Genomic DNA, 18,370 nt, shown 5'->3' with positions numbered 1-18,370 from the left:
AGGTAGAAGCCCATGGCCCGAGTTCGCCACAAACGCAAGCCCGTCGCCGAGATGAACGTGGTGCCCTACATCGACGTGATGCTGGTACTGCTGGTCATCTTCATGGTGACGGCGCCCATGCTCAACCAGGGCGTCAAGGTAGACCTGCCCAAGGTTTCCAGTGAAGCCTTGCCGCAGGACAACAACGTCCAGATCCTCACCATCTCCATCAAGGCCGACAAGACCTACTACTGGAACCTCGGCAGCGAAGTCGATACCGACAAGCAGATGGACAAGGCCATGACCTTGCCAGCCATGACCGACGCGGTGACCAAGATCATTGCCGCCGGCCGTGACCAGGGCAAGCAGACCCAGGTGTTCATTCGTGGCGACAAGGCTGTCGACTATGGCGCGGTCATGGGTGCCATGGGCGGGTTGCAGAAGGCCGGTGTCGGTAACGTTGGCCTGATTACCGAGGCGCCCTGATGCAACAGCGAGAGCCATCCGCCTCGGAAAGCTACTTCTGGCCCAGTATCTGGGCCATCGGCCTGCATGTGCTGGTGTTCGCCCTGCTGTTCGTCAGTTTTGCCATGACGCCTGAGCTGCCGCCATCCAAGCCGATCGTCCAGGCTACCCTGTACCAGCTCAAGTCCAAGAGCCAGGCGACCACCCAGACCAATCAGAAGATTGCCGGGGAAGCGAAGAAAACCGCTTCGCGCCAGACCGAAGTCGAGCAGCTGGAACAGAAGAAGGTCGAGCAGGAGGCCGTGAAGGCCGCGGAACAAAAGAAAGCCGACGCTGCTCAAAAGGCCGAGGAGGCCCGCGAGGCCGCCGAAGCCAAGAAAGCCGAGGCAGCTGCCGAGGCCGCCAAGGCCGCCGAGGCCAAGAAGGCCGCCGAAGCCAAGAAGGCCGAAGAGGCGAAGAAGGCTGCCGAGAAGCAGCAGGCCGACATCGCCAAGAAGAAGGCCGAGGAAGAAAAGAAAAAAGCCGAAGAAGAGGCCAAGAAAGAGGCCGCTGAAGAGGCGAAGAAACAAGCCGCCGAGGACGCCAAGAAAAAGGCGGCCGAAGAGGCCAAGAAGAAAGCAGCCGAGGACGCCAAGAAGAAAGCGGTAGCCGAGGAAGCGAAGAAGAAGGCAGCTGAAGAGGCCAAGAAAAAGGCCGCTGCAGATGCCCAGAAGAAAAAGGCACAGGAAGCGGCCCGCAAGGCGGCGGAAGACAAGAAAGCCCAGGCCCTGGCCGAGCTGTTGTCCGACACCACCGAACGGCAGCAGGCGCTGGCCGACGAGCAGGGTGACCAGGTGGCCGGCGACTTCGACGACCTGATCCGCATGCGCGCGGCCGAGGGCTGGGCTCGTCCGCCTTCCGCGCGCAAGGGCATGACGGTGGTCCTGCAGATCAACATGTTGCCGGACGGTACCATCACCAGCGTCAGCGTGGCCCGGTCCAGTGGTGACGGCCCGTACGACAGCTCGGCGGTGGCAGCAGTGAAGAACATCGGTCGTCTGACCGAGATGCAGGGTATGAAGCCGAGCGATTTCAACCAATATCGTTCGTTCAAGATGACATTTACACCTGAGGATCTAGCGTTGTGATTAAACGTCTGAGAGGACTGCTGGTCATGCTGTGCTGCGTGGCAGGCATGGCCGTTGCAGAGGAAAAGAACATCCTGGTCACCAGCGGCAGCGACCGGGCCACGCCCATCGCGGTAGTGCCGTTCGGTCTGCAGGGCGGCAGCGTGCTGCCGGAAGACATGGCCGACATCATCGGCAACGACCTGCGCAACTCCGGCTACTACTCGCCGATTCCGCGGCAGAACATGATCAGCCAGCCGTCGCAGGCCAGCGAAGTGATCTTCCGTGACTGGAAAGCGCTGGGTGCGCAGTACGTGATGGTCGGCAGCATCGTGCCGTCGGGCGGTCGCCTGCAGGTGCAGTACGCGCTGTTCAACGTCGCCACCGAGCAGCAAGTGCTGACCGGTAGCGTGGCGGGCAGCGTCGACCAGCTGCGCGACATGGCGCACTACATTGCCGACCAGTCGTTCGAGAAGCTCACCGGCATCAAGGGTGCTTTCTCCACCCGTATGCTGTACGTGACGGCCGAGCGCTTCTCCACCAACAACACCCGCTATACCCTGCAGCGTTCGGACTATGACGGTGCACGTGCGGTCACCCTGCTGCAATCGCGCGAGCCGATCCTGTCGCCACGCTTTGCACCGGATGGCAAGCGCATCGCCTATGTCTCGTTCGAGCAGAAGCGTCCGCGCATCTTCGTCCAGCACATCGATACCGGTCGCCGCGAGCAGGTCACCAACTTCGAAGGCCTGAACGGTGCGCCAGCCTGGTCGCCGGACGGCACGCGCCTGGCATTCGTGCTGTCGAAGGACGGCAACCCGGACATCTACGTGATGAACGTGGCTTCGCGTCAAATCAGCCGTGTCACCGCTGGCCCGGGCATCAACACCGAGCCGTTCTGGGGCAAGGATGGCAACACTCTGTACTTCACCTCCGACCGTGGCGGCAAGCCGCAGATCTACAAGCAGTCGGTCGGTGGCGGTGGTGCCGAGCGTGTAACTTTCGTGGGTAACTACAACGCCAACCCGAAACTGTCGGCGGACGAAAAAACCCTGGTGATGATCCATCGCCAGCAGGGCTTCACCAACTTCAAAGTTGCGGCCCAGGATTTGCAACGCGGAAGTGTAAAGATTCTCTCTGAAACGAGTCTTGATGAGTCTCCCACTGTTGCGCCAAACGGCACCATGCTAATCTACGCCACCCGCCAGCAGGGCCGGGGAGTCTTGATGCTCGTGTCGCTTAATGGCCGCGTGAGGCTCCCACTTCCTACCGCTCAAGGCGAAGTCAGAGAACCGTCCTGGTCCCCTTACCTGAACTGATTGCGGCGTAATACTTTTGCTTAACACACTGGGGTTTCATTAGGAGTTTCACGATGGAAATGCTGAAGTTTGGTAAATTTGCTGCGCTGGCTCTGGCCATGGCCGTAGCTGTAGGTTGCTCCTCGAAGGGCGGTGACAACGCAGGCGAAGGCGCTGCTGTAGATCCGAACGCTGGCTACGGTGCCAACACTGGCGCTGTTGACGGCTCCCTGAGCGAAGAAGCTGCCCTGCGCGCAATCACCACCTTCTACTTCGAATACGACAGCTCGGACCTGAAGCCAGAAGCCATGCGCGCCCTGGACGTTCACGCCAAGGACCTGAAAGCCAACGGCAACCGCGTTGTCCTGGAAGGCAACACCGACGAGCGCGGCACCCGCGAGTACAACATGGCTCTGGGTGAGCGTCGTGCCAAGGCCGTTCAGCGTTACCTGGTTCTGCAGGGCGTTTCCCCTGCTCAGCTGGAACTGGTCTCCTACGGTGAAGAGCGTCCGGTTGCCACTGGCAACGACGAGCAGTCCTGGGCTCAGAACCGTCGCGTAGAACTGCGTAAGTAAGTTCTTATGCGTATGGGCCGCCGTGTAGTAACCGTCCTCGCACTCAGCCTGCCGCTTGCGGCCTGGGCTGAGGTCCCTGTAGTTGATGACAACGCAGGCAGCTATCCGCCTGCGGGTTATGGCACGAGCGGCGCCTATGCCGGGTCAGGGGCTTCGGCCCCTGCCTCTGCACAGGGCCAGCTGTTCATGCAGCTGCAACAGATGCAGGATCAGCTTTCCCGCCAGCAAGGCATCATCGAAGAACTGCAGAACGATGTGTCGCGCATGAAGCAGGAAAACCTGGAGCGTTACCAGGACCTGGACCGTCGCATCAACAGTGGCGCCGCGCCTGCCGCGACCCCTGACAATTCCTCCGGTGGTGGTGCATCCAATGCCGCCCCCGATGCAGCAGCAGGTGCTGCTGCTCAACAACCGGCCGCCAGTAGCGAGCCCGGTGATCCGGCGAAAGAAAAGCTCTACTACGATGCCGCTTTCGACCTGATCAAGCAGAAAGACTTCGACAAGGCCAGCCAGGCGTTCAACGCCTTCCTGCGCAAGTACCCCAACAGCCAGTACGCCGGCAATGCCCAGTACTGGTTGGGGGAAGTGAATCTGGCCAAGGGCGACCTGCCGGCTGCCAGCCAGGCCTTCGCCCAAGTCAGCCAGAAGTATCCGAAGCACAGCAAGGTGCCGGATTCGCTGTACAAGCTGGCCGACGTCGAGCGCCGCATGGGCCATACCGACAAGGTCAAGGGTATCCTGCAGCAGGTCATTACCCAGTACCCTGGCACCTCGGCCGCGCAACTGGCCCAGCGTGACCTGCAAAAGCTCTAGGCAGTTACGTTTGAAAGAAACCCGCGCTTGTCGCGGGTTTTTTCGTTAGAATCAATGCCCTTTTTTCGTAAACACGCTGCTGCGGATAACGCTATGTCGAGTCCGCGACAGTGCCTGACGGAGGCGGGCAGCCTGTTTAGCTGTCACGCCCGTGGCGAGCATGCAAGACACATTACGCATCACCGAAGTCTTTTACTCCTTGCAGGGTGAAACGCGAACGGCTGGGTTGCCCACGGTATTCGTGCGCCTCACCGGTTGCCCTCTGCGCTGCCAGTACTGTGACAGTGCCTATGCCTTCAGTGGCGGCACCGTTCGCACCCTCGATTCGATCCTTGAGCAGGTCGCCGGCTTCAAGCCGCGCTACGTTTGCGTCACCGGCGGCGAGCCATTGGCCCAGCCCAACGCCTTGCCGCTGTTGCAGCGCCTGTGTGACGCCGGTTACGAAGTGTCGCTGGAAACCAGCGGCGCGCTGGATATTGCCGGCACCGACACCCGCGTCAGCCGCGTGGTCGACCTGAAGACCCCAGGCTCCGAAGAGTCGCAACGTAACCGCTACGAGAACATCGAGCAGCTGACCCGCAACGACCAGGTCAAGTTCGTCATCTGTTCCCGTGAGGACTATGACTGGGCGGTCTCCAAGCTGATCCAGTACAACCTGGCCGAGCGTGCCGGCGAGGTGTTGTTCTCGCCCAGCCACCACCAGGTGAACGCCAGCGAGCTGGCGGACTGGATCGTCGCCGACAACCTGCCCGTACGCTTCCAGCTGCAGCTGCACAAGCTGCTGTGGAACGACGAACCCGGACGTTGATTGAGGAGCAAGTACACATGACCGACAAACGCGCAGTAATCCTGCTGTCCGGCGGCCTGGACTCGGCCACCGTGGTCGCCATGGCCAAGGCCGAAGGCTACAGCTGCTACACCATGAGTTTCGACTACGGCCAGCGCCACCGCGCCGAACTGAACGCCGCCGCCCGCGTTGCCCGTGACTTGGGCGTGGTCGAGCACAAGGTGATTGGCCTGAACCTTGACGGCATCGGTGGCTCGGCATTGACCGACAGCAGCATCGACGTACCGGAAACCCCGGGTGAAGGCATCCCGGTCACCTACGTGCCGGCGCGCAACACTGTGTTCCTGTCCCTGGCCCTGGGCTGGGCAGAGGTGCTGGAAGCCCGCGACATCTTCATTGGTGTGAACGCCGTGGATTACTCCGGCTACCCCGATTGCCGCCCCGAGTTCGTCGAAGCCTTCGAACGCATGGCCAACCTGGCGACCAAAGCCGGCGTCGAAGGGCAGGGCTTCCGTATCCAGGCGCCCCTGCAGAACCTGAGCAAGGCGCAGATCGTGCAGGCCGGCATGGCTCGCGGTGTGGATTACAGCCTGACCGTTTCCTGCTACCAGGCTGATGATGACGGCCGTGCCTGCGGCAAATGCGACAGCTGCCGCCTGCGTGCCGACGGCTTCAAGGCAGCTGGTGTCGAAGACCCGACGCGGTACTTTTGAAAAAAGTTTGATGGGGTGTTGATTTCCCGTTAGAAATCAGTATTATACGCGCCATCCAACGGGTCGTTAGCTCAGTTGGTAGAGCAGTTGGCTTTTAACCAATTGGTCGTAGGTTCGAATCCTACACGACCCACCATATGCAGTACGTCAAAGCCCGCTACCGGCAACGGTGGCGGGCTTTTTCGTTTTCCGTTGGCCGAGTTTTATTGCTCGGTTTACGCGATTGCTTGTAGGAGCGGCCTTGCGTCGCGATCGGGCTGCGTAGCAGCCCCAGCAATTTGTGCGTTTTTGCTGAAGCCCTGGGGCTGCTGCGCAGCCCGATCGCGACGCAAGGCCGCTCCTACAGGGGGCTGTGCAGACTCCAGATGTCTTACTCAGCCCACTCCGGATCCCCGGTAAACACCACCGTCAGCCAGCGGTCCGGCCCTTCACCACCCACGGCATCACCGATCTCGTTGCGCCACGCATCCCATTCATCGATGGTTTTCGCGGCCATGGCCTTCGGCACGATGAAATACAGTTCGATCTCCCGCGAGCGCCCGACCTTGGCCACATAGGCGCGGTACGACTGCAACCCATGGCGTGCGACGAAGGCCTTGGCGACTTCATCCACGTGCAGCTTGAGGTCGCCAGGGGTTACCAGGAAAATTTCCGAAAGGGCCTGGCGCACCACCGACATCGGCAACGGCACGATCACCAGGCAGACCAGCGCCAGCACCGCCGGGTCGATATACGGCGACACCCACTCCAGCGATGTGCCTTGCACCGCATAGCCAAAGCAGAAGGCGATCAGCAGCGCGGCGGTGATGCTGGCCGACATCACCCAGCCCTTGACGTCCATGCGCACGAAGTCCGAGCCCAGCTTGCGGTTGGCGCGGGCCTCGACAACAGCGATGGTCACGCAGGCGATCACGGTCAGCACCGCGTAGACCATGGCGATGCCGAACTCCAGGTGGCGCCCGCCTTGCAGCAGGCTGCTGACGGCGTTGATCAGCGCATAGATGGCCACGCCGCTGAGCAGGATGCCGTTGAGCGCCAGCACCATCGGCTCCAGGTGCCAGAAGCCCATGGTGAAGCGCTCGCGCAACTTGCGTGACATCTGCACGCTGGTGGTATGCGCGGTAATCAGCCTGACCACCACCAGCGACAGCCCGCTCATGCTGGCATCGACCAGCGAATAGACGCCGTCGAACACGATGGAGAACGAGCCCGAGGCCAGGCCGAAGGCGATGCCGATGACGGCGATGAACAGGGTGACGGCGATCGAGGTGCGTAACAGGCCCTGTTCGCTGCTGATGTCGAAGAAGGTGGATCTGGTTGCGGTTTGCATAAGATGTGCTCTAGAAGAAACGGTGATGCTGTGTTGCCTGCCTGGGCCTCTTCGCGGGTAAACCCGCTCCCACAAGTTGGTACCGCCTTCGAGATTGGCGCAAAACCCTGTGGGAGCGGGTTCACCCGCGAAGAAGGCGCACTGGCCCTGACAGGTTAGACGCGGAACTGCTCCATCAGCGCCTGCTGCTGGTTGGCCAGCCGGTTCAGGGCCTGGCTGATCCGCGCTGACTCATCGGCCTGGCCTGCCAGCGATTCGGTCACATCGCGAATGCCGGCCACATTGCGGTTCACCTCTTCGGCTACGGCGCTCTGCTCTTCAGCCGCCGAGGCAATCTGCAGGTTCATGTCGCTGATCACCGCCACTGCCTCGCCAATACGTTGTAGCGCCGGCAGCGCCTGTTCCATCCGCGCGGCGCTGTCCTGGGCCTGGCGCTGGCCTTCGTGCATGGCGCCCACCACATCCTGGGTGCCTTGCTGCAAGCCTTCGATGACCTGGCGAATTTCCTCCACCGACAACTGGGTACGCTGGGCCAGACCACGCACTTCATCTGCCACCACGGCAAAACCACGCCCGGCTTCGCCTGCACGGGCGGCTTCGATGGCGGCGTTGAGCGCCAGCAGGTTGGTTTGCTCGGCAATGGTGCGGATCACTTCCAGCACCGATCCGATCTGCCCGCTGCGGCCTTCCAGCGCGCGCGCCTCGTCCATGGCGGTGTTCATGCCAGCGGCCAGGCGGTCGATGCCCTGCCGGGTGCTGTCGATCAGCTGCAGGCCCTCGCGGCTGGCTTTGTCGGCAGCGCGTGCGGCCTGGGCCGCCTGCGAGGCGTTATGGGCGACATCCAGGGCGGTGGCGCTCATTTCATTGGCGGCGGTGGCCACCTGTTCGATTTCGCGGTGCTGTTGCTGCATGCCGGTGCTGGTCTGGCTGGCGATGGCTGCCGACTGGTCGGCGGTTCCGCGGGCTTCCTGCAGTGAGCCTTTGACCTGGGCTATGACTGGCTGCAGCTTGTCGAGAAAGCGGTTGAACCAACCGGTAAGCTGGCCCAGTTCGTCCTGGCGGGCATACTCCAGGCGGCGGGTAAGGTCGCCTTCGCCGCTGGCGATGTCTTCCAGGCGCGCGGCCACGGCCAGGATTGGCCGGGTCACCCCGCGTGCGGTCAGCCACACCAGCAGCAAACCGATTACCGCAGCGCCCAGGCCAACCAGCAGGCTGGTGAGGTTGGCGCTGTGGTTGTGCGCATCCAGGCGCTGGTTGAGGGCGACGGCTGGCGCCTGCAGCACGCTTTCCGGCAGTTCCAGCAATACCTGCCAGGGGGCGGCATCAGGGATTGGCGTGAACGGGTGGGCAACACGCAGCAGGCCGTCGGCTACCACCTTGTCCATGGGCTCGCCGAGCTTGCTGTCGTCGCGGCTGTTGCCGGCCAGCAGGCCGGCCGCGCTGGCGATACTGACCTGGCCCTGGCCGTCGAACAGCTCCCGGCGGCCGTCCACGCTCAACTGCTGCAGGTTGGCCAGGCCGATGTCCAGACCGACCACGCCGACCACCTTGCCGTGCTCCAGCAGTGGCAGGGCGATGCTGGTCATCAGTACCTGGCGGCCATTCACCTCGTCTAGATATGGCTCGAGCATGCAGGTTCTGGCGGTGTCCTGCGGGCAGGTCAGCCAGCGGTTCTTCGCCACGCCGTTGCTGCCGATGCTTGCGTCTCCGAGCATCGATTCCGGCATGGCTTCAAGTTCAAGGGTGCCGGGACGGGGTTGTGACCAGTACAGCGAGAAGCGCCCGCTCTCATTGCTGCCCATTGCATCCTGGCCGAGGTACTGGCTGTCCGGGTCCAGGGCGTTGGGCTGGAACACCAGGTACAGGCCGATCACATCCGGGTTGCCCGCCAGGCTGGCACGGGCCTGGCGCGTCAGTTCGGCGCGCAGGTCGTTGCCGCCACGGGCCTTGAGCACCTGCACCAGGCGGGCAAAGCCATTGCCGTACTGGTAGGCGTCCATGAAATAGCGCTGGATGCGCAGGGCCTGGGTTTCGGCATGGGCCTGCAGGCGCAGGCGTGCGCTGCTGTCGAGCATTTCGGTATTGGCCTGGTTGACCAATGCCGCGCTGCGCCGCGCCTGGGCCAGCGATGTGGTTACCAGCAGGGCGACGATGGCCAGCAGGCAGAGGCCGGCGAGCAGGGTGATCTTCCACTGGATGGAGAGGCGACGCAGCGGCATGAGGGCTTTCCTTTACGAGCAAATGCAACGCCCGCGATCAGGCGCGGGCGTTGTCGGCAGCATGGGTCATTCAGCGATGTAGTTGGGTGGGGAGTCCCTGAAGGCTTTGGTCAGCCAGGCCAGGTACAGCAGGCCGAGCAGTGCCCAGACGCCACCGAACAGCAGCGAATGTGCGTTCAAGTCCAGCCACAGCGAGACGATGATGCAGAAGCCGATGGTGGGTGCCACCAGGTATGTCAGCTGGTTGGCCAGGCCCTGGCGCTTGCCTTCGCGCAGGTAGCAGTGGTTGATCACCGACAGGTTGACGAAGCTGAACGCGACCAGTGCACCGAAGTTGATGATCGAGGTGGCGGTGACCAGGTCGAAGAAGATCGCCGACAGCGAAATCAGCCCCACCACCGCAATATTCAGCACTGGCGTCTTGTAACGCGAGTGCAGGCGGGCGAACAGGCTGGCCGGGATCACATTGTCGCGGCCCATCACGTACAGCAGGCGCGACACGCTGGTCTGCGAGGCCAGGCCCGAGGCGATGGTGTTGATCACGGTGCAGGCGATGAAGATCGACTGGAACAGCTTGCCGCCGACGTACAGGGCGATTTCCGGCAGTGCTGCTTCCTGGTCGTGGAAACGGGACATGGTCGGGAAGTAGGCCTGGATGAAGTACGACACGGTGATGAACACCAGGCCGCCAATCAGGGCGGTGAGGAAGATCGCGCGAGGGATGGTCTTGCCCGGGTCGCGGGTTTCTTCGGACAGGCAGGTCACCGCGTCGAAGCCGAGGAACGAGAAGCACAGGATGGTCGCACCGGCGGCCAGGGCGCTGAGCTGGGTCTGATTGTCGGCGAACGGCAGCAGGCTCCAGGCGGTACCTAGCCCTTCACCCTGGTCCAGGCCGCGCACGCACAGGTAGATGAACACGGCGATGATCGCCACCTGCACGGCCACGAACAGCAGGTTGAAGTGCGCCACCAGGTTAACGCTGCGCATGTTGATCAGGCTGATCAGGGTTACGAAGCCGGCCACCCACATCCACTCCGGTACTTCCGGGAACATGGCCGAAAGGTACAGCTTGGCCAGCAACGCATTGACCATTGGCAGCAGCAGGTAGTCCAGCAACGACGACCAGCCGACCAGGAAGCCGACGTGCGGGTTGATCGCGCGTTGGGTGTAGGTATAGGCCGAGCCCGACTGCGGGAAGCGCCTTACCAGGGTGCCGTAGCTCACGGCGGTGAACAGGATCCCGGCCAGTGCCAGGATGTAGGCGCTGGGTACGTGGCCGGCAGTTATACCGGAAACGATGCCGAAGGTGTCGAACACGGTCATCGGGGTCAGGTAGGCCAGACCGATGATGATAACGTGCCAGAGACGCAGGGTTTTACGGAGTTGGCCGTTGCCGGAAGCGCTGTGGTCAGGCTGCATGCTGGCATGGCTCCTGCGGCTGGGCGTAAACGGCGGGCACGGTGTACTGCGCATGCGGCAAGGGCGAGCGGGTGGGCTCCATGTTGTTCACCTTTATTGTTGGAGCAGCGGGGGCGCGGGGGAGCGCGCAAAGTGGTGAAAATAAAAAACGATGGGTAGCTTGGTGTCAAGTTAAACATGACAACATGTTGCTGGATTGAAATATTTATCGATTAAAGTGGGGTTTTGTTCGGTTTTTGCGCGTTTTTTTGCGGTTGTGATCAATTTTGGTGTTCGCAAAAATTAACGAATGCCGGTCTCCCTTGGCAGGTCTGTCAGGCGTTTCCCAAAAACCGGATTTCTCGAGCCTGGCCAGCGCCAGGGCTGGGCGGCAGTGGTACTCTTGGCGTCCTGTGTGGCCCTTGGCCGCCTACGAAGCCCATATGGACAGCAATCGGTTCTATTCATGAAGAAATCAGTTGGCATCCTTTCCGGCCTGGCTATCGCCATCGCCGTCGCAACCACCGCTGGCGCCTGGTACACCGGCAAGCAGCTGCCTGCGGAGCTGGACAACGCCCTGGTCCGCAGCAACGCGGAACTCAAGAAGGCCCTGGTGAGTACCGGTGGCAGCATGAGCATCGAACGGGTATCGCTGGAGCAGCATTTCTTCAGCAGTACCGCCCAGTACCGGCTCAAGGCCCGCGATATCAACCTGGGCGAAGGCGAAGTGGTGAGTTTCGACGTTGGCGTGACCGACCAGATCGAGCACGGCCCGTTCCCCTGGTCGCGGGTAAAGGCACTGAAGCTGATGCCGGTGCTGGCAGTCAGCAACAGCACGCTGCAGAAGGACGACGCCACCGCGCCGTGGTTCGCCGCAGCGGGCGAGCAGGCCCCGGTCAGCGCACAGACCAGCCTGGGCTACGACGGCAATGTGGTCAGCCAGGTGCACCTGGCTCCGGTCAAGCTCGACGAAGCGGATGGCAACAGCCTCGACTTCTCGGGCATGCAACTGCAAGTCAGTGGTGATCAGGAAGGCAAGGCCTCGAGCTTCCACGGCCAGGCCGATCGGTTCGTGATGAAACTGGTACACGATGACCAGCCGCCTGCCACCTTCGAGCTCAATGGGCTGAAGGTCGGCGGCCAACTGGCGGCCACCGCGCACGAGGCCATCTACGTTGGCAACGTCGACCTGGCACTGGCCGAAACCAAGGTCACCCTGGGGCCGAAACAGCAGGTGCTGGTGGTCAAGGGGCTGGAGCAGAACGCCCTGCAAACCCTTGAGGGCCCGGATACCGTGGGTGGCCGCGTGGAGTACAAGGTCGGGGATATCACCTGGGATGGCCGTGCGGTGGGCAAGGCGCAGATGGCGGTGAGCATCACGTCGGTCAACGCGCCGGCGCTACAGGCGTTGTCGACGTGGTACCAGGCGCATCTGCCGGAATTCGAGGCCGCAGCTGCCGCTGGCCAGCCGGTGCCAGAAATCCAGATGGACGATGAGGAGAAGGCCAGGTTCCAGGGCGAGCTGCAGAAACTGCTGGCTGCCAAGCCCCGGGTGGCGGTGGAAAACCTGTCGTTCAGGACTGCCAATGGTGAAAGCCGCTTCGACCTGTCGATGGGCTTCGCCGCCCCGGCCAGCTTCGACCTGCCGCCTGACCAGTTGAGCAAGCAACTGATCACCGAGGTGAAGAGCAAGCTGTCGTTGTCCAAGCCGATGATCGGTGACCTGGCAACCTTGCAGGCACTGCTGGATGGCCAGGCCGACGCCCAGGCCATCGCCATGCAATCGAGCCAGGCCGGGGAAATGGTCGGCATGATGGCGCTGCAGAGCGGCATGGCCACTGTGCAGGGCAATGATGTGGTGAGCAGCCTGCACTATGCCGACGGCATGGTCGACTTCAACGGCAAGAAGATGACCGTGGAAGAGTTCGCCATGCTCATGGCGGCGCAGCTGGCGGCCCTGTCGCCGCAGGGCTGATCGGCTAAGCCTGTACCGGCCCTATCGCCGGCAAGCCGGCTCCCACAGGGATTGCACAAATGTTGCTGGCAGTAGTGATCCTGTGGGAGCTGGCTTGCCGGCGATAGGGCCAGCACAGGCAACACAAAAACCACTTTAGAATTCGCTGGATTGTCTGTAGCCTTCGGCCTCCGATAATAATCCGCGCCCGCAGAGGGCCGTGGCGGCCTTTGTGCCGTCCGGCACCCTTAGCCGATCTGTCAGGGCCGGGTGATACACTCGATTTGACGCGCGCACGCGCCTGCAGGTCCAGCGATCATGACCCAGATTTCCGAACGCCTGTTGGTTCAGGCCCACCTCGACGCCAAGCAGCCAAACCCGCTGACAGCCGAGCAGGAGGCCGAATACCGTGCGGCCATCGCTGCCGAGCTCAAGGCCCAGAACGCCGTGCTGGTCGCCCACTATTACTGCGACCCGGTCATCCAGGCGCTGGCCGAAGAAACCGGCGGCTGCGTGTCCGACTCGCTGGAAATGGCCCGTTTCGGCAAGAACCACCCGGCCGAAACCGTGATCGTTGCCGGTGTGCGCTTCATGGGCGAGACGGCGAAAATCCTAACCCCGGAAAAGCGCGTGCTGATGCCCACCCTGGAGGCCACCTGTTCGCTCGATCTGGGCTGCCCGGTGGAAGAGTTCTCGGCCTTCTGTGACCAGCACCCCGAGCGCACCGTGGTGGTCTACGCCAACACTTCCGCAGCCGTGAAGGCCCGTGCCGACTGGGTGGTGACCTCGAGCTGCGCGCTGGAAATCGTCGAAAGCCTGATGGACAACGGCGAAACCATCATCTGGGGCCCGGACCAGCACCTGGGGCGCTACATCCAGAAGCAAACCGGTGCCGACATGCTGCTGTGGGACGGTGCCTGCATCGTTCACGAAGAGTTCAAGTCGCGCCAGTTGGCCGACATGAAGGCGCTGTACCCGGATGCGGCGATTCTGGTGCACCCCGAGTCGCCTGAAGCGGTGATCGAGCTGGCCGACGCGGTGGGCTCCACCAGCCAGCTGATCAAGGCTGCCCAGACCCTGCCGAACAAGACCTTCATCGTCGCCACCGACCGCGGCATCTTCTACAAGATGCAGCAGCTGTGCCCGGACAAGGAGTTCGTCGAAGCCCCCACCGCCGGTAACGGCGCGGCGTGCCGCAGCTGCGCGCACTGCCCGTGGATGGCGATGAACACCCTGGAGCGTGTGCTGGATTGCCTGCGTAATGGCACGAACGAGATCTTTGTCGACCCGGCGCTGGTGCCGAAGGCGATCAAGCCGTTGAACCGGATGCTGGACTTTACCCAGGCAGCGCGCTTGAAGTTGTCCGGTAACGCCTGAGATTGCTGGGGCCGCTCTGCGGCCCATTCGCAGCACAAGGCTGCTCCTACAAGAGATCACATTCCCTTGTAGGAGCAGCCTTGTGCTGCGAATGGAGCGCGAAGCGCTCCCTCAATATTCAGCGCCCCATCATTTCCTGAACCATGCGCTGCTGCTCCATGATCTCGCGCTGGCGCTGGTCAATCTGTGCTGCCAGCGGGAAGTTTGCGCCCGACCTGCGCTTGGCGTAATCCAGCTGCTGGATCGCCTGGTCGAAATCGCCCACCAGGGTGAAGTACTCTGCCCGCGCCCGGTGCAAGCCAATGGTATTTCCCGAAAGGCCCCGCACTTCGGCCATGTCGTACCACACGTCCGGGTCATCCGGCCGGCTCTTCACCAGTTCGTTTAGCACCTTTTCCGCCTCGGCGGGCTTGTTCAGTTTCACCAGCAGATCGGCACGCACCTGCTTCAGCGGGTAGTTGCCCGGGTACAGCCCCTGCATGCGTTCAGCACGCTGCTGCGCATCCGCCAGGCGGTTGTTGGTGATGTCCAGGTCGATCTGCGCCAGGTTGTAGGTAATGTCGTTGGGCGCCTTGGCCAGCAGCGGCTTTAGCAGCTCGCGCGCCTCGTTCAGCTGGCCACCTTTGATCTGCGCCAGGGCCAGGCCGTAACGCGCGGCGTCCAGCTTGGGGTCTTCGTCCAGCTGGGCGCGGAAGCGTTTGGCCGCCAGCCCCGGGGTGCCTTCGTAGGTAAGCGCCACCCGGGCACGGATCAACTGGTAGCGCATGCTGTCCTCGACGCCGCCCTTGGGGGCCTGCTCGGCACGGTTGCGGGTGTCGGCGATACGCGACTCGGTTACCGGGTGAGTCAGCAGGAATTCCGGCGGCTTGGCGTCGTAGCGGTACTGCCGGGCCAGGCGCTCGAACATGGTCGGCATGTTGCGTGGGTCGTAGCCGGCCTTTTCCAAGTTCTGGATGCCGATACGGTCGGCTTCCTGTTCGTTCTGCCGCGAGAAGCGCCGCTGTTCCTGGATCGCCGCCGCCTGGGTGCCGGCGATCACACCGATACCGGCATCACCGCCGCCACCGGCCGCCAGCACGATACCGGCCAGCAGCGCCGCCATCATCGGCAGTTGCATGCGCTGCTGGGCCTCGACGCCGCGGGCGAAGTGGCGCTGCGACAAGTGCGCCAGTTCGTGGGCCAGTACCGAGGCGTACTCGCCTTCCGTCTGGGCGTTGAGGAACAGCCCGCCGTTTACCCCGACGATGCCGCCCGGGGCGGCAAAGGCGTTGAGCTCGCGGCTATCGATGAGGATGAATTCCAGGCGGCGGTCCTGCAGCTGGCTGGTTTCGGCCAGGCGGTACACGCTGGTTTCGACGTAGTCCTTCAGCTGCGGGTCGTTGAGCTGGTTGACCTGGCCGCGCAGCAGGCTCAGCCAGGCACGGCCGAGCTGGTGCTCCTGTTGCGGCGAGACGATCGCGGAGCTGGCATCACCCAGTGATGGCAGGTCGTCAGCATGGCCGGGAAGGGCCAACAGGCAGGCCAGCGTCAGCAGGGTAGGGCGCAGTAGATTCATGCATGAAGCTCGCGTCGGTCAAAGATACCTACTGTAGCGGGCTCACACGTTGGCGACCAGTGGCGCTATCCTAGCCGGCCAAATCCAGATACAGCCTGGCAATGCCTTTGGAGAGCCCCGCAATGAGTGAAACCCTGACCTGTGACGCCGAACTGGACGCCAGCGGGCTGAATTGCCCTTTGCCGCTGCTGAAGGCCAAGATGGAGCTCAACCGCCTGGCCAGCGGCGCGGTGCTCAAGGTAATCGCCACCGACGCCGGCTCCCAGCGCGACTTCCGCACTTTTGCCCAGTTGGCCGGTCATACCCTGCTGCGGGAAACGGCCGAGGCCGGTACCTACACTTACTGGCTACGCAAGGCCTGAGTCTTTCCAAGGATCGTCAATGTTCAAAGTGCTTCGCGACTGGATGCAGCGCTACTTCTCCGATGAGGAAGCGGTGGTGCTGGCGGTCCTGTTGTTCCTGGCTTTTACTGCGGTACTCACCCTGGGTGGCATGCTTGCGCCGGTGCTGGCGGGCATGGTGCTGGCGTTTCTGATGCAGGGGCTGGTCAATGCCCTGGAGCGCTTGCGGGTACCCACCCGGTTGGCGGTGATGCTGGTGTTCGCCCTGTTCATGGGCGCGCTGGCGGTGTTCATGCTGGTGCTGGTGCCACTGCTTTGGCACCAGTTGATCACCCTGTTCAACGAGCTGCCGGGCATGCTCGGCAAGTGGCAGTCGCTGCTGTTGCTGTTGCCCGAGCGCTATCCGCACCTGGTGTCGGACGAGCAGGTGCTGCATGCCATCGAGTCGGTGCGCGGAGAAATCGGCAAATTCGGCCAGTGGGCACTGACCTTCTCGCTATCGAGCCTGCCGCTTCTGGTCAACGCCATGATCTATCTGGTGCTGGTGCCGATCCTGGTGTTTTTCTTTCTCAAGGACCGCGAACTGATCGGCCGTTGGGTCAGCGGCTACCTGCCACGTCAGCGCAGCCTGCTGAACCGGGTGGGCAGCGAGATGAACCGGCAGATCGCCAACTACATCCGCGGCAAGGGCATCGAGATCCTGATCTGCGGCATTGCCACCTACATCGCCTTCATCAGCCTGGGGCTCAACTACGCCGCGTTGCTGGCGCTGCTGGTGGGGCTGTCGGTGGTGGTGCCTTACGTGGGCGCGGTTGTGGTGACCGTGCCGGTGACGTTGATCGCACTGTTCCAGTGGGGCTGGGGTGACCAGTTCATCTACCTGATGACGGTGTACGCGATCATCCAGGCGCTGGACGGCAACGTGCTGGTGCCGCTGCTGTTCTCCGAGGCGGTGAGCCTGCACCCGGTGGCCATCATCTGCGCGGTGTTGCTGTTTGGCGGGTTGTGGGGGTTCTGGGGGATTTTCTTTGCCATCCCGCTGGCGACCTTGATCAAGGCCGTGCTGGATGCCTGGCCGCGGCAGGAGCCTAGTGTTTCGCCGATGCTCTGAATGCAATTGGGGCCGCTTTGCGGCCCATTCGCAGCACAAGGCTGCTCCTACAGATACCGCGCAAACCCTTGTAGGAGCAGCCTTGTGCTGCGAATGGGCTGCAAAGCAGCCCCATCAATCTCAAGCCTTGTTCAGCGCCTGGGCAGCAGCCAGTACTGCGTCCACATGCCCGGGCACCTTCACCCCGCGCCATTCGTGGCGCAGCACACCGTCCTTGTCGATCAGGAAGGTGCTGCGGTCAACGCCCATGTATTCCTTGCCATACAGCTTCTTCAGCTTGATCACGTCGAACAGCTGGCACAGGGCTTCGTCCTTGTCGCTGATCAGCTCGAACGGGAAGCCTTGCTTGGCCTTGAAGTTCTCGTGCGACTTGATGCCATCACGCGACACGCCGAACACCACGGTGTTGGCTGCGGCAAAGGCATCGTGCTGGTCACGAAAACCCTGGCCCTCGGTGGTGCAGCCCGGGGTGCTGTCCTTCGGGTAGAAGTACACCACCACCTGCCGGCCCTTGAGCTCGGCCAGGCTGACGGTTTGCCCGCTGGTGGCCTGGGCCTGGAAGTCGGCAACGGGTTGGTCGAGTGCTACAGCCATGGTCGGTTTCCTTACATTGGGTTCTGTGGGCGCCATGGCTCGATCAGCGCATCGAGGTTCAGGGCATCGGCAAAGTCCAGGAACTGGTCACGCAGCCAGCTGATCTGGGTGCCGGCCGGCAGAATCACGGTGAACTGGGCGTTGAGCATGCTGCTGCCGGTCTGCGGTGCCAGGTAGGTATCGCAGGTCATGGCTTCCAGCTCGACGCGGTGGTCGAGGAAGAACTGGCACAGCTCGTTGATGATGTCCGGCCGGTAGGCGGCGCTGACGTAGGCGACGTAGGGCAGGGCCTGCGGGCGCACTTCCTGGTCGGCGCTGCGCACCACGTCCAGGGTCAGGCCGTGCTTCTTGCCCAGGCCCGGCAGCATGGCTTCGAGGCGTGCCAGGGCGTCCCAGCTGCCACCAACCTGCAGTACCAGGGCGCTGGTCTCGCCGTGGCGGCTCAGGCGCGAGGTGACCACCGCGCAGCGGTTCTCGAACGCAGCGCGGCTGAGGACGTTGGCCAGTTCCATGGGGTTCGGGCCCAGGGCACTGATGACAAGGAATTGTTCGCGGACGGTGGGGGTGGACATGCAGCATTCCTAAAGCGATGAGCGGTCGGCACAGGACGGGCGAAAGCCTCCTGTCGGCAGGGCCCGGGGCTCGCATGCGAGGTCGTGGACGCTGGCGGGGAGCAAGGTCGACGGCCCGGCGGGCCGCGCTGCACCGATCAAAGCATCAAGGGTAGCGAAATAAGGCGCCGAGGGGAATGCTCC

At 62.7% G+C, this 18,370-nt stretch carries 17 protein-coding genes, 1 tRNA gene and 1 pseudogene; 12 read left to right on the top strand and 7 right to left on the bottom strand.

Going from position 1 to position 18,370, the window contains the following annotated elements:
* The first annotated feature begins 12 nt into the window (after positions 1–12).
* The 8 genes from tolR to CAG18_RS21925 all read left to right on the top strand — a co-directional run bounded on the left by tolR (position 13) and on the right by CAG18_RS21925 (position 5,872).
* Positions 13–465: a protein TolR gene (gene tolR, locus CAG18_RS21960; RefSeq protein ID WP_003254760.1), complete on the top strand. Its 453-nt coding sequence runs from the start codon at positions 13–15 to the stop codon at positions 463–465.
* Positions 465–1,571, top strand: coding sequence for a cell envelope integrity protein TolA (gene tolA / locus CAG18_RS21955; protein ID WP_013973804.1), 1,107 nt, complete (start codon positions 465–467; stop codon positions 1,569–1,571). Before tolR ends, tolA begins: the two co-directional genes overlap by 1 nt.
* A gap of 26 nt (positions 1,572–1,597) precedes the next feature.
* Positions 1,598–2,869, top strand: a complete 1,272-nt coding sequence (gene tolB / locus CAG18_RS21950; protein ID WP_038408273.1) for a Tol-Pal system beta propeller repeat protein TolB — start codon at positions 1,598–1,600, stop codon at positions 2,867–2,869.
* Between the two features lie 53 nt (positions 2,870–2,922).
* On the top strand, positions 2,923–3,423 hold the full coding sequence (pal, locus tag CAG18_RS21945) for a peptidoglycan-associated lipoprotein Pal (protein WP_003254755.1): 501 nt from the start codon (positions 2,923–2,925) through the stop codon (positions 3,421–3,423).
* Between the two features lie 6 nt (positions 3,424–3,429).
* Complete coding sequence (gene ybgF / locus CAG18_RS21940) at positions 3,430–4,236, top strand: tol-pal system protein YbgF (RefSeq protein ID WP_054572634.1); 807 nt, start codon at positions 3,430–3,432, stop codon at positions 4,234–4,236.
* A 160-nt stretch (positions 4,237–4,396) separates the two neighbouring features.
* Positions 4,397–5,044: a 7-carboxy-7-deazaguanine synthase QueE gene (queE, locus tag CAG18_RS21935; RefSeq protein WP_085721539.1), complete on the top strand. Its 648-nt coding sequence runs from the start codon at positions 4,397–4,399 to the stop codon at positions 5,042–5,044.
* 17 nt (positions 5,045–5,061) lie between these two features.
* Positions 5,062–5,736: a 7-cyano-7-deazaguanine synthase QueC gene (gene queC, locus CAG18_RS21930; RefSeq protein ID WP_015271467.1), complete on the top strand. Its 675-nt coding sequence runs from the start codon at positions 5,062–5,064 to the stop codon at positions 5,734–5,736.
* 60 nt (positions 5,737–5,796) lie between these two features.
* Positions 5,797–5,872, top strand: a tRNA-Lys gene (locus CAG18_RS21925).
* Between the two features lie 234 nt (positions 5,873–6,106).
* Here the strand turns inward: CAG18_RS21925 and CAG18_RS21920 are convergent.
* The 4 genes and pseudogenes from CAG18_RS21920 to CAG18_RS21910 form a co-directional block, all read right to left on the bottom strand.
* The gene (locus CAG18_RS21920) at positions 6,107–7,066 is read right to left on the bottom strand and encodes a cation diffusion facilitator family transporter (protein WP_013973800.1); all 960 of its coding nucleotides are present in this window, start codon (positions 7,064–7,066) and stop codon (positions 6,107–6,109) included.
* 155 nt (positions 7,067–7,221) lie between these two features.
* Positions 7,222–7,977, bottom strand: a complete 756-nt coding sequence (locus tag CAG18_RS27575; protein WP_371807319.1) for a methyl-accepting chemotaxis protein — start codon at positions 7,975–7,977, stop codon at positions 7,222–7,224.
* A 102-nt stretch (positions 7,978–8,079) separates the two neighbouring features.
* A pseudogene (locus CAG18_RS27570) lies at positions 8,080–9,066 on the bottom strand (HAMP domain-containing protein); the annotation flags it as partial.
* Between the two features lie 285 nt (positions 9,067–9,351).
* On the bottom strand, positions 9,352–10,704 hold the full coding sequence (locus tag CAG18_RS21910) for an APC family permease (RefSeq protein ID WP_015271464.1): 1,353 nt from the start codon (positions 10,702–10,704) through the stop codon (positions 9,352–9,354).
* A gap of 445 nt (positions 10,705–11,149) precedes the next feature.
* On the opposite strand from CAG18_RS21910, the gene CAG18_RS21905 reads away from it, so the two are divergent.
* Positions 11,150–12,658, top strand: coding sequence for a YdgA family protein (locus tag CAG18_RS21905; RefSeq protein WP_085721537.1), 1,509 nt, complete (start codon positions 11,150–11,152; stop codon positions 12,656–12,658).
* 297 nt (positions 12,659–12,955) lie between these two features.
* On the top strand, positions 12,956–14,014 hold the full coding sequence (gene nadA / locus CAG18_RS21900) for a quinolinate synthase NadA (RefSeq protein WP_003254747.1): 1,059 nt from the start codon (positions 12,956–12,958) through the stop codon (positions 14,012–14,014).
* 118 nt (positions 14,015–14,132) lie between these two features.
* On the opposite strand, the gene CAG18_RS21895 is transcribed toward nadA, so the two are convergent.
* Positions 14,133–15,569: a M48 family metalloprotease gene (locus tag CAG18_RS21895; RefSeq protein ID WP_015271462.1), complete on the bottom strand. Its 1,437-nt coding sequence runs from the start codon at positions 15,567–15,569 to the stop codon at positions 14,133–14,135.
* Positions 15,570–15,691: 122 nt separating this feature from the next.
* Between CAG18_RS21895 and CAG18_RS21890 the strand changes: the two genes are divergently transcribed.
* Entirely contained in the window at positions 15,692–15,931 is a 240-nt protein-coding gene (locus CAG18_RS21890) for a sulfurtransferase TusA family protein (protein ID WP_004375233.1), read from the top strand.
* A gap of 19 nt (positions 15,932–15,950) precedes the next feature.
* On the top strand, positions 15,951–17,021 hold the full coding sequence (locus tag CAG18_RS21885) for an AI-2E family transporter (protein ID WP_015271461.1): 1,071 nt from the start codon (positions 15,951–15,953) through the stop codon (positions 17,019–17,021).
* Between the two features lie 120 nt (positions 17,022–17,141).
* On the opposite strand, the gene CAG18_RS21880 is transcribed toward CAG18_RS21885, so the two are convergent.
* A complete protein-coding gene (locus CAG18_RS21880; RefSeq protein ID WP_004375231.1) occupies positions 17,142–17,615 on the bottom strand; it encodes a peroxiredoxin in 474 nt (157 codons plus the stop codon).
* A gap of 11 nt (positions 17,616–17,626) precedes the next feature.
* Positions 17,627–18,187 (bottom strand): glycine cleavage system protein R, encoded by a 561-nt coding sequence (locus CAG18_RS21875; RefSeq protein ID WP_013973793.1) that lies wholly within the window; start codon positions 18,185–18,187, stop codon positions 17,627–17,629.
* Between the last annotated feature and the right edge of the window lie 183 nt (positions 18,188–18,370).

Origin of the sequence: Pseudomonas sp. B22(2017) (assembly GCF_002113105.1) — a bacterium.
Lineage (GTDB): Bacteria > Pseudomonadota > Gammaproteobacteria > Pseudomonadales > Pseudomonadaceae > Aquipseudomonas > Aquipseudomonas asiatica.
The sequence above is the reverse complement of the archived record's forward strand: the minus strand, read 5'-3'. Positions and strand labels throughout refer to the sequence as shown.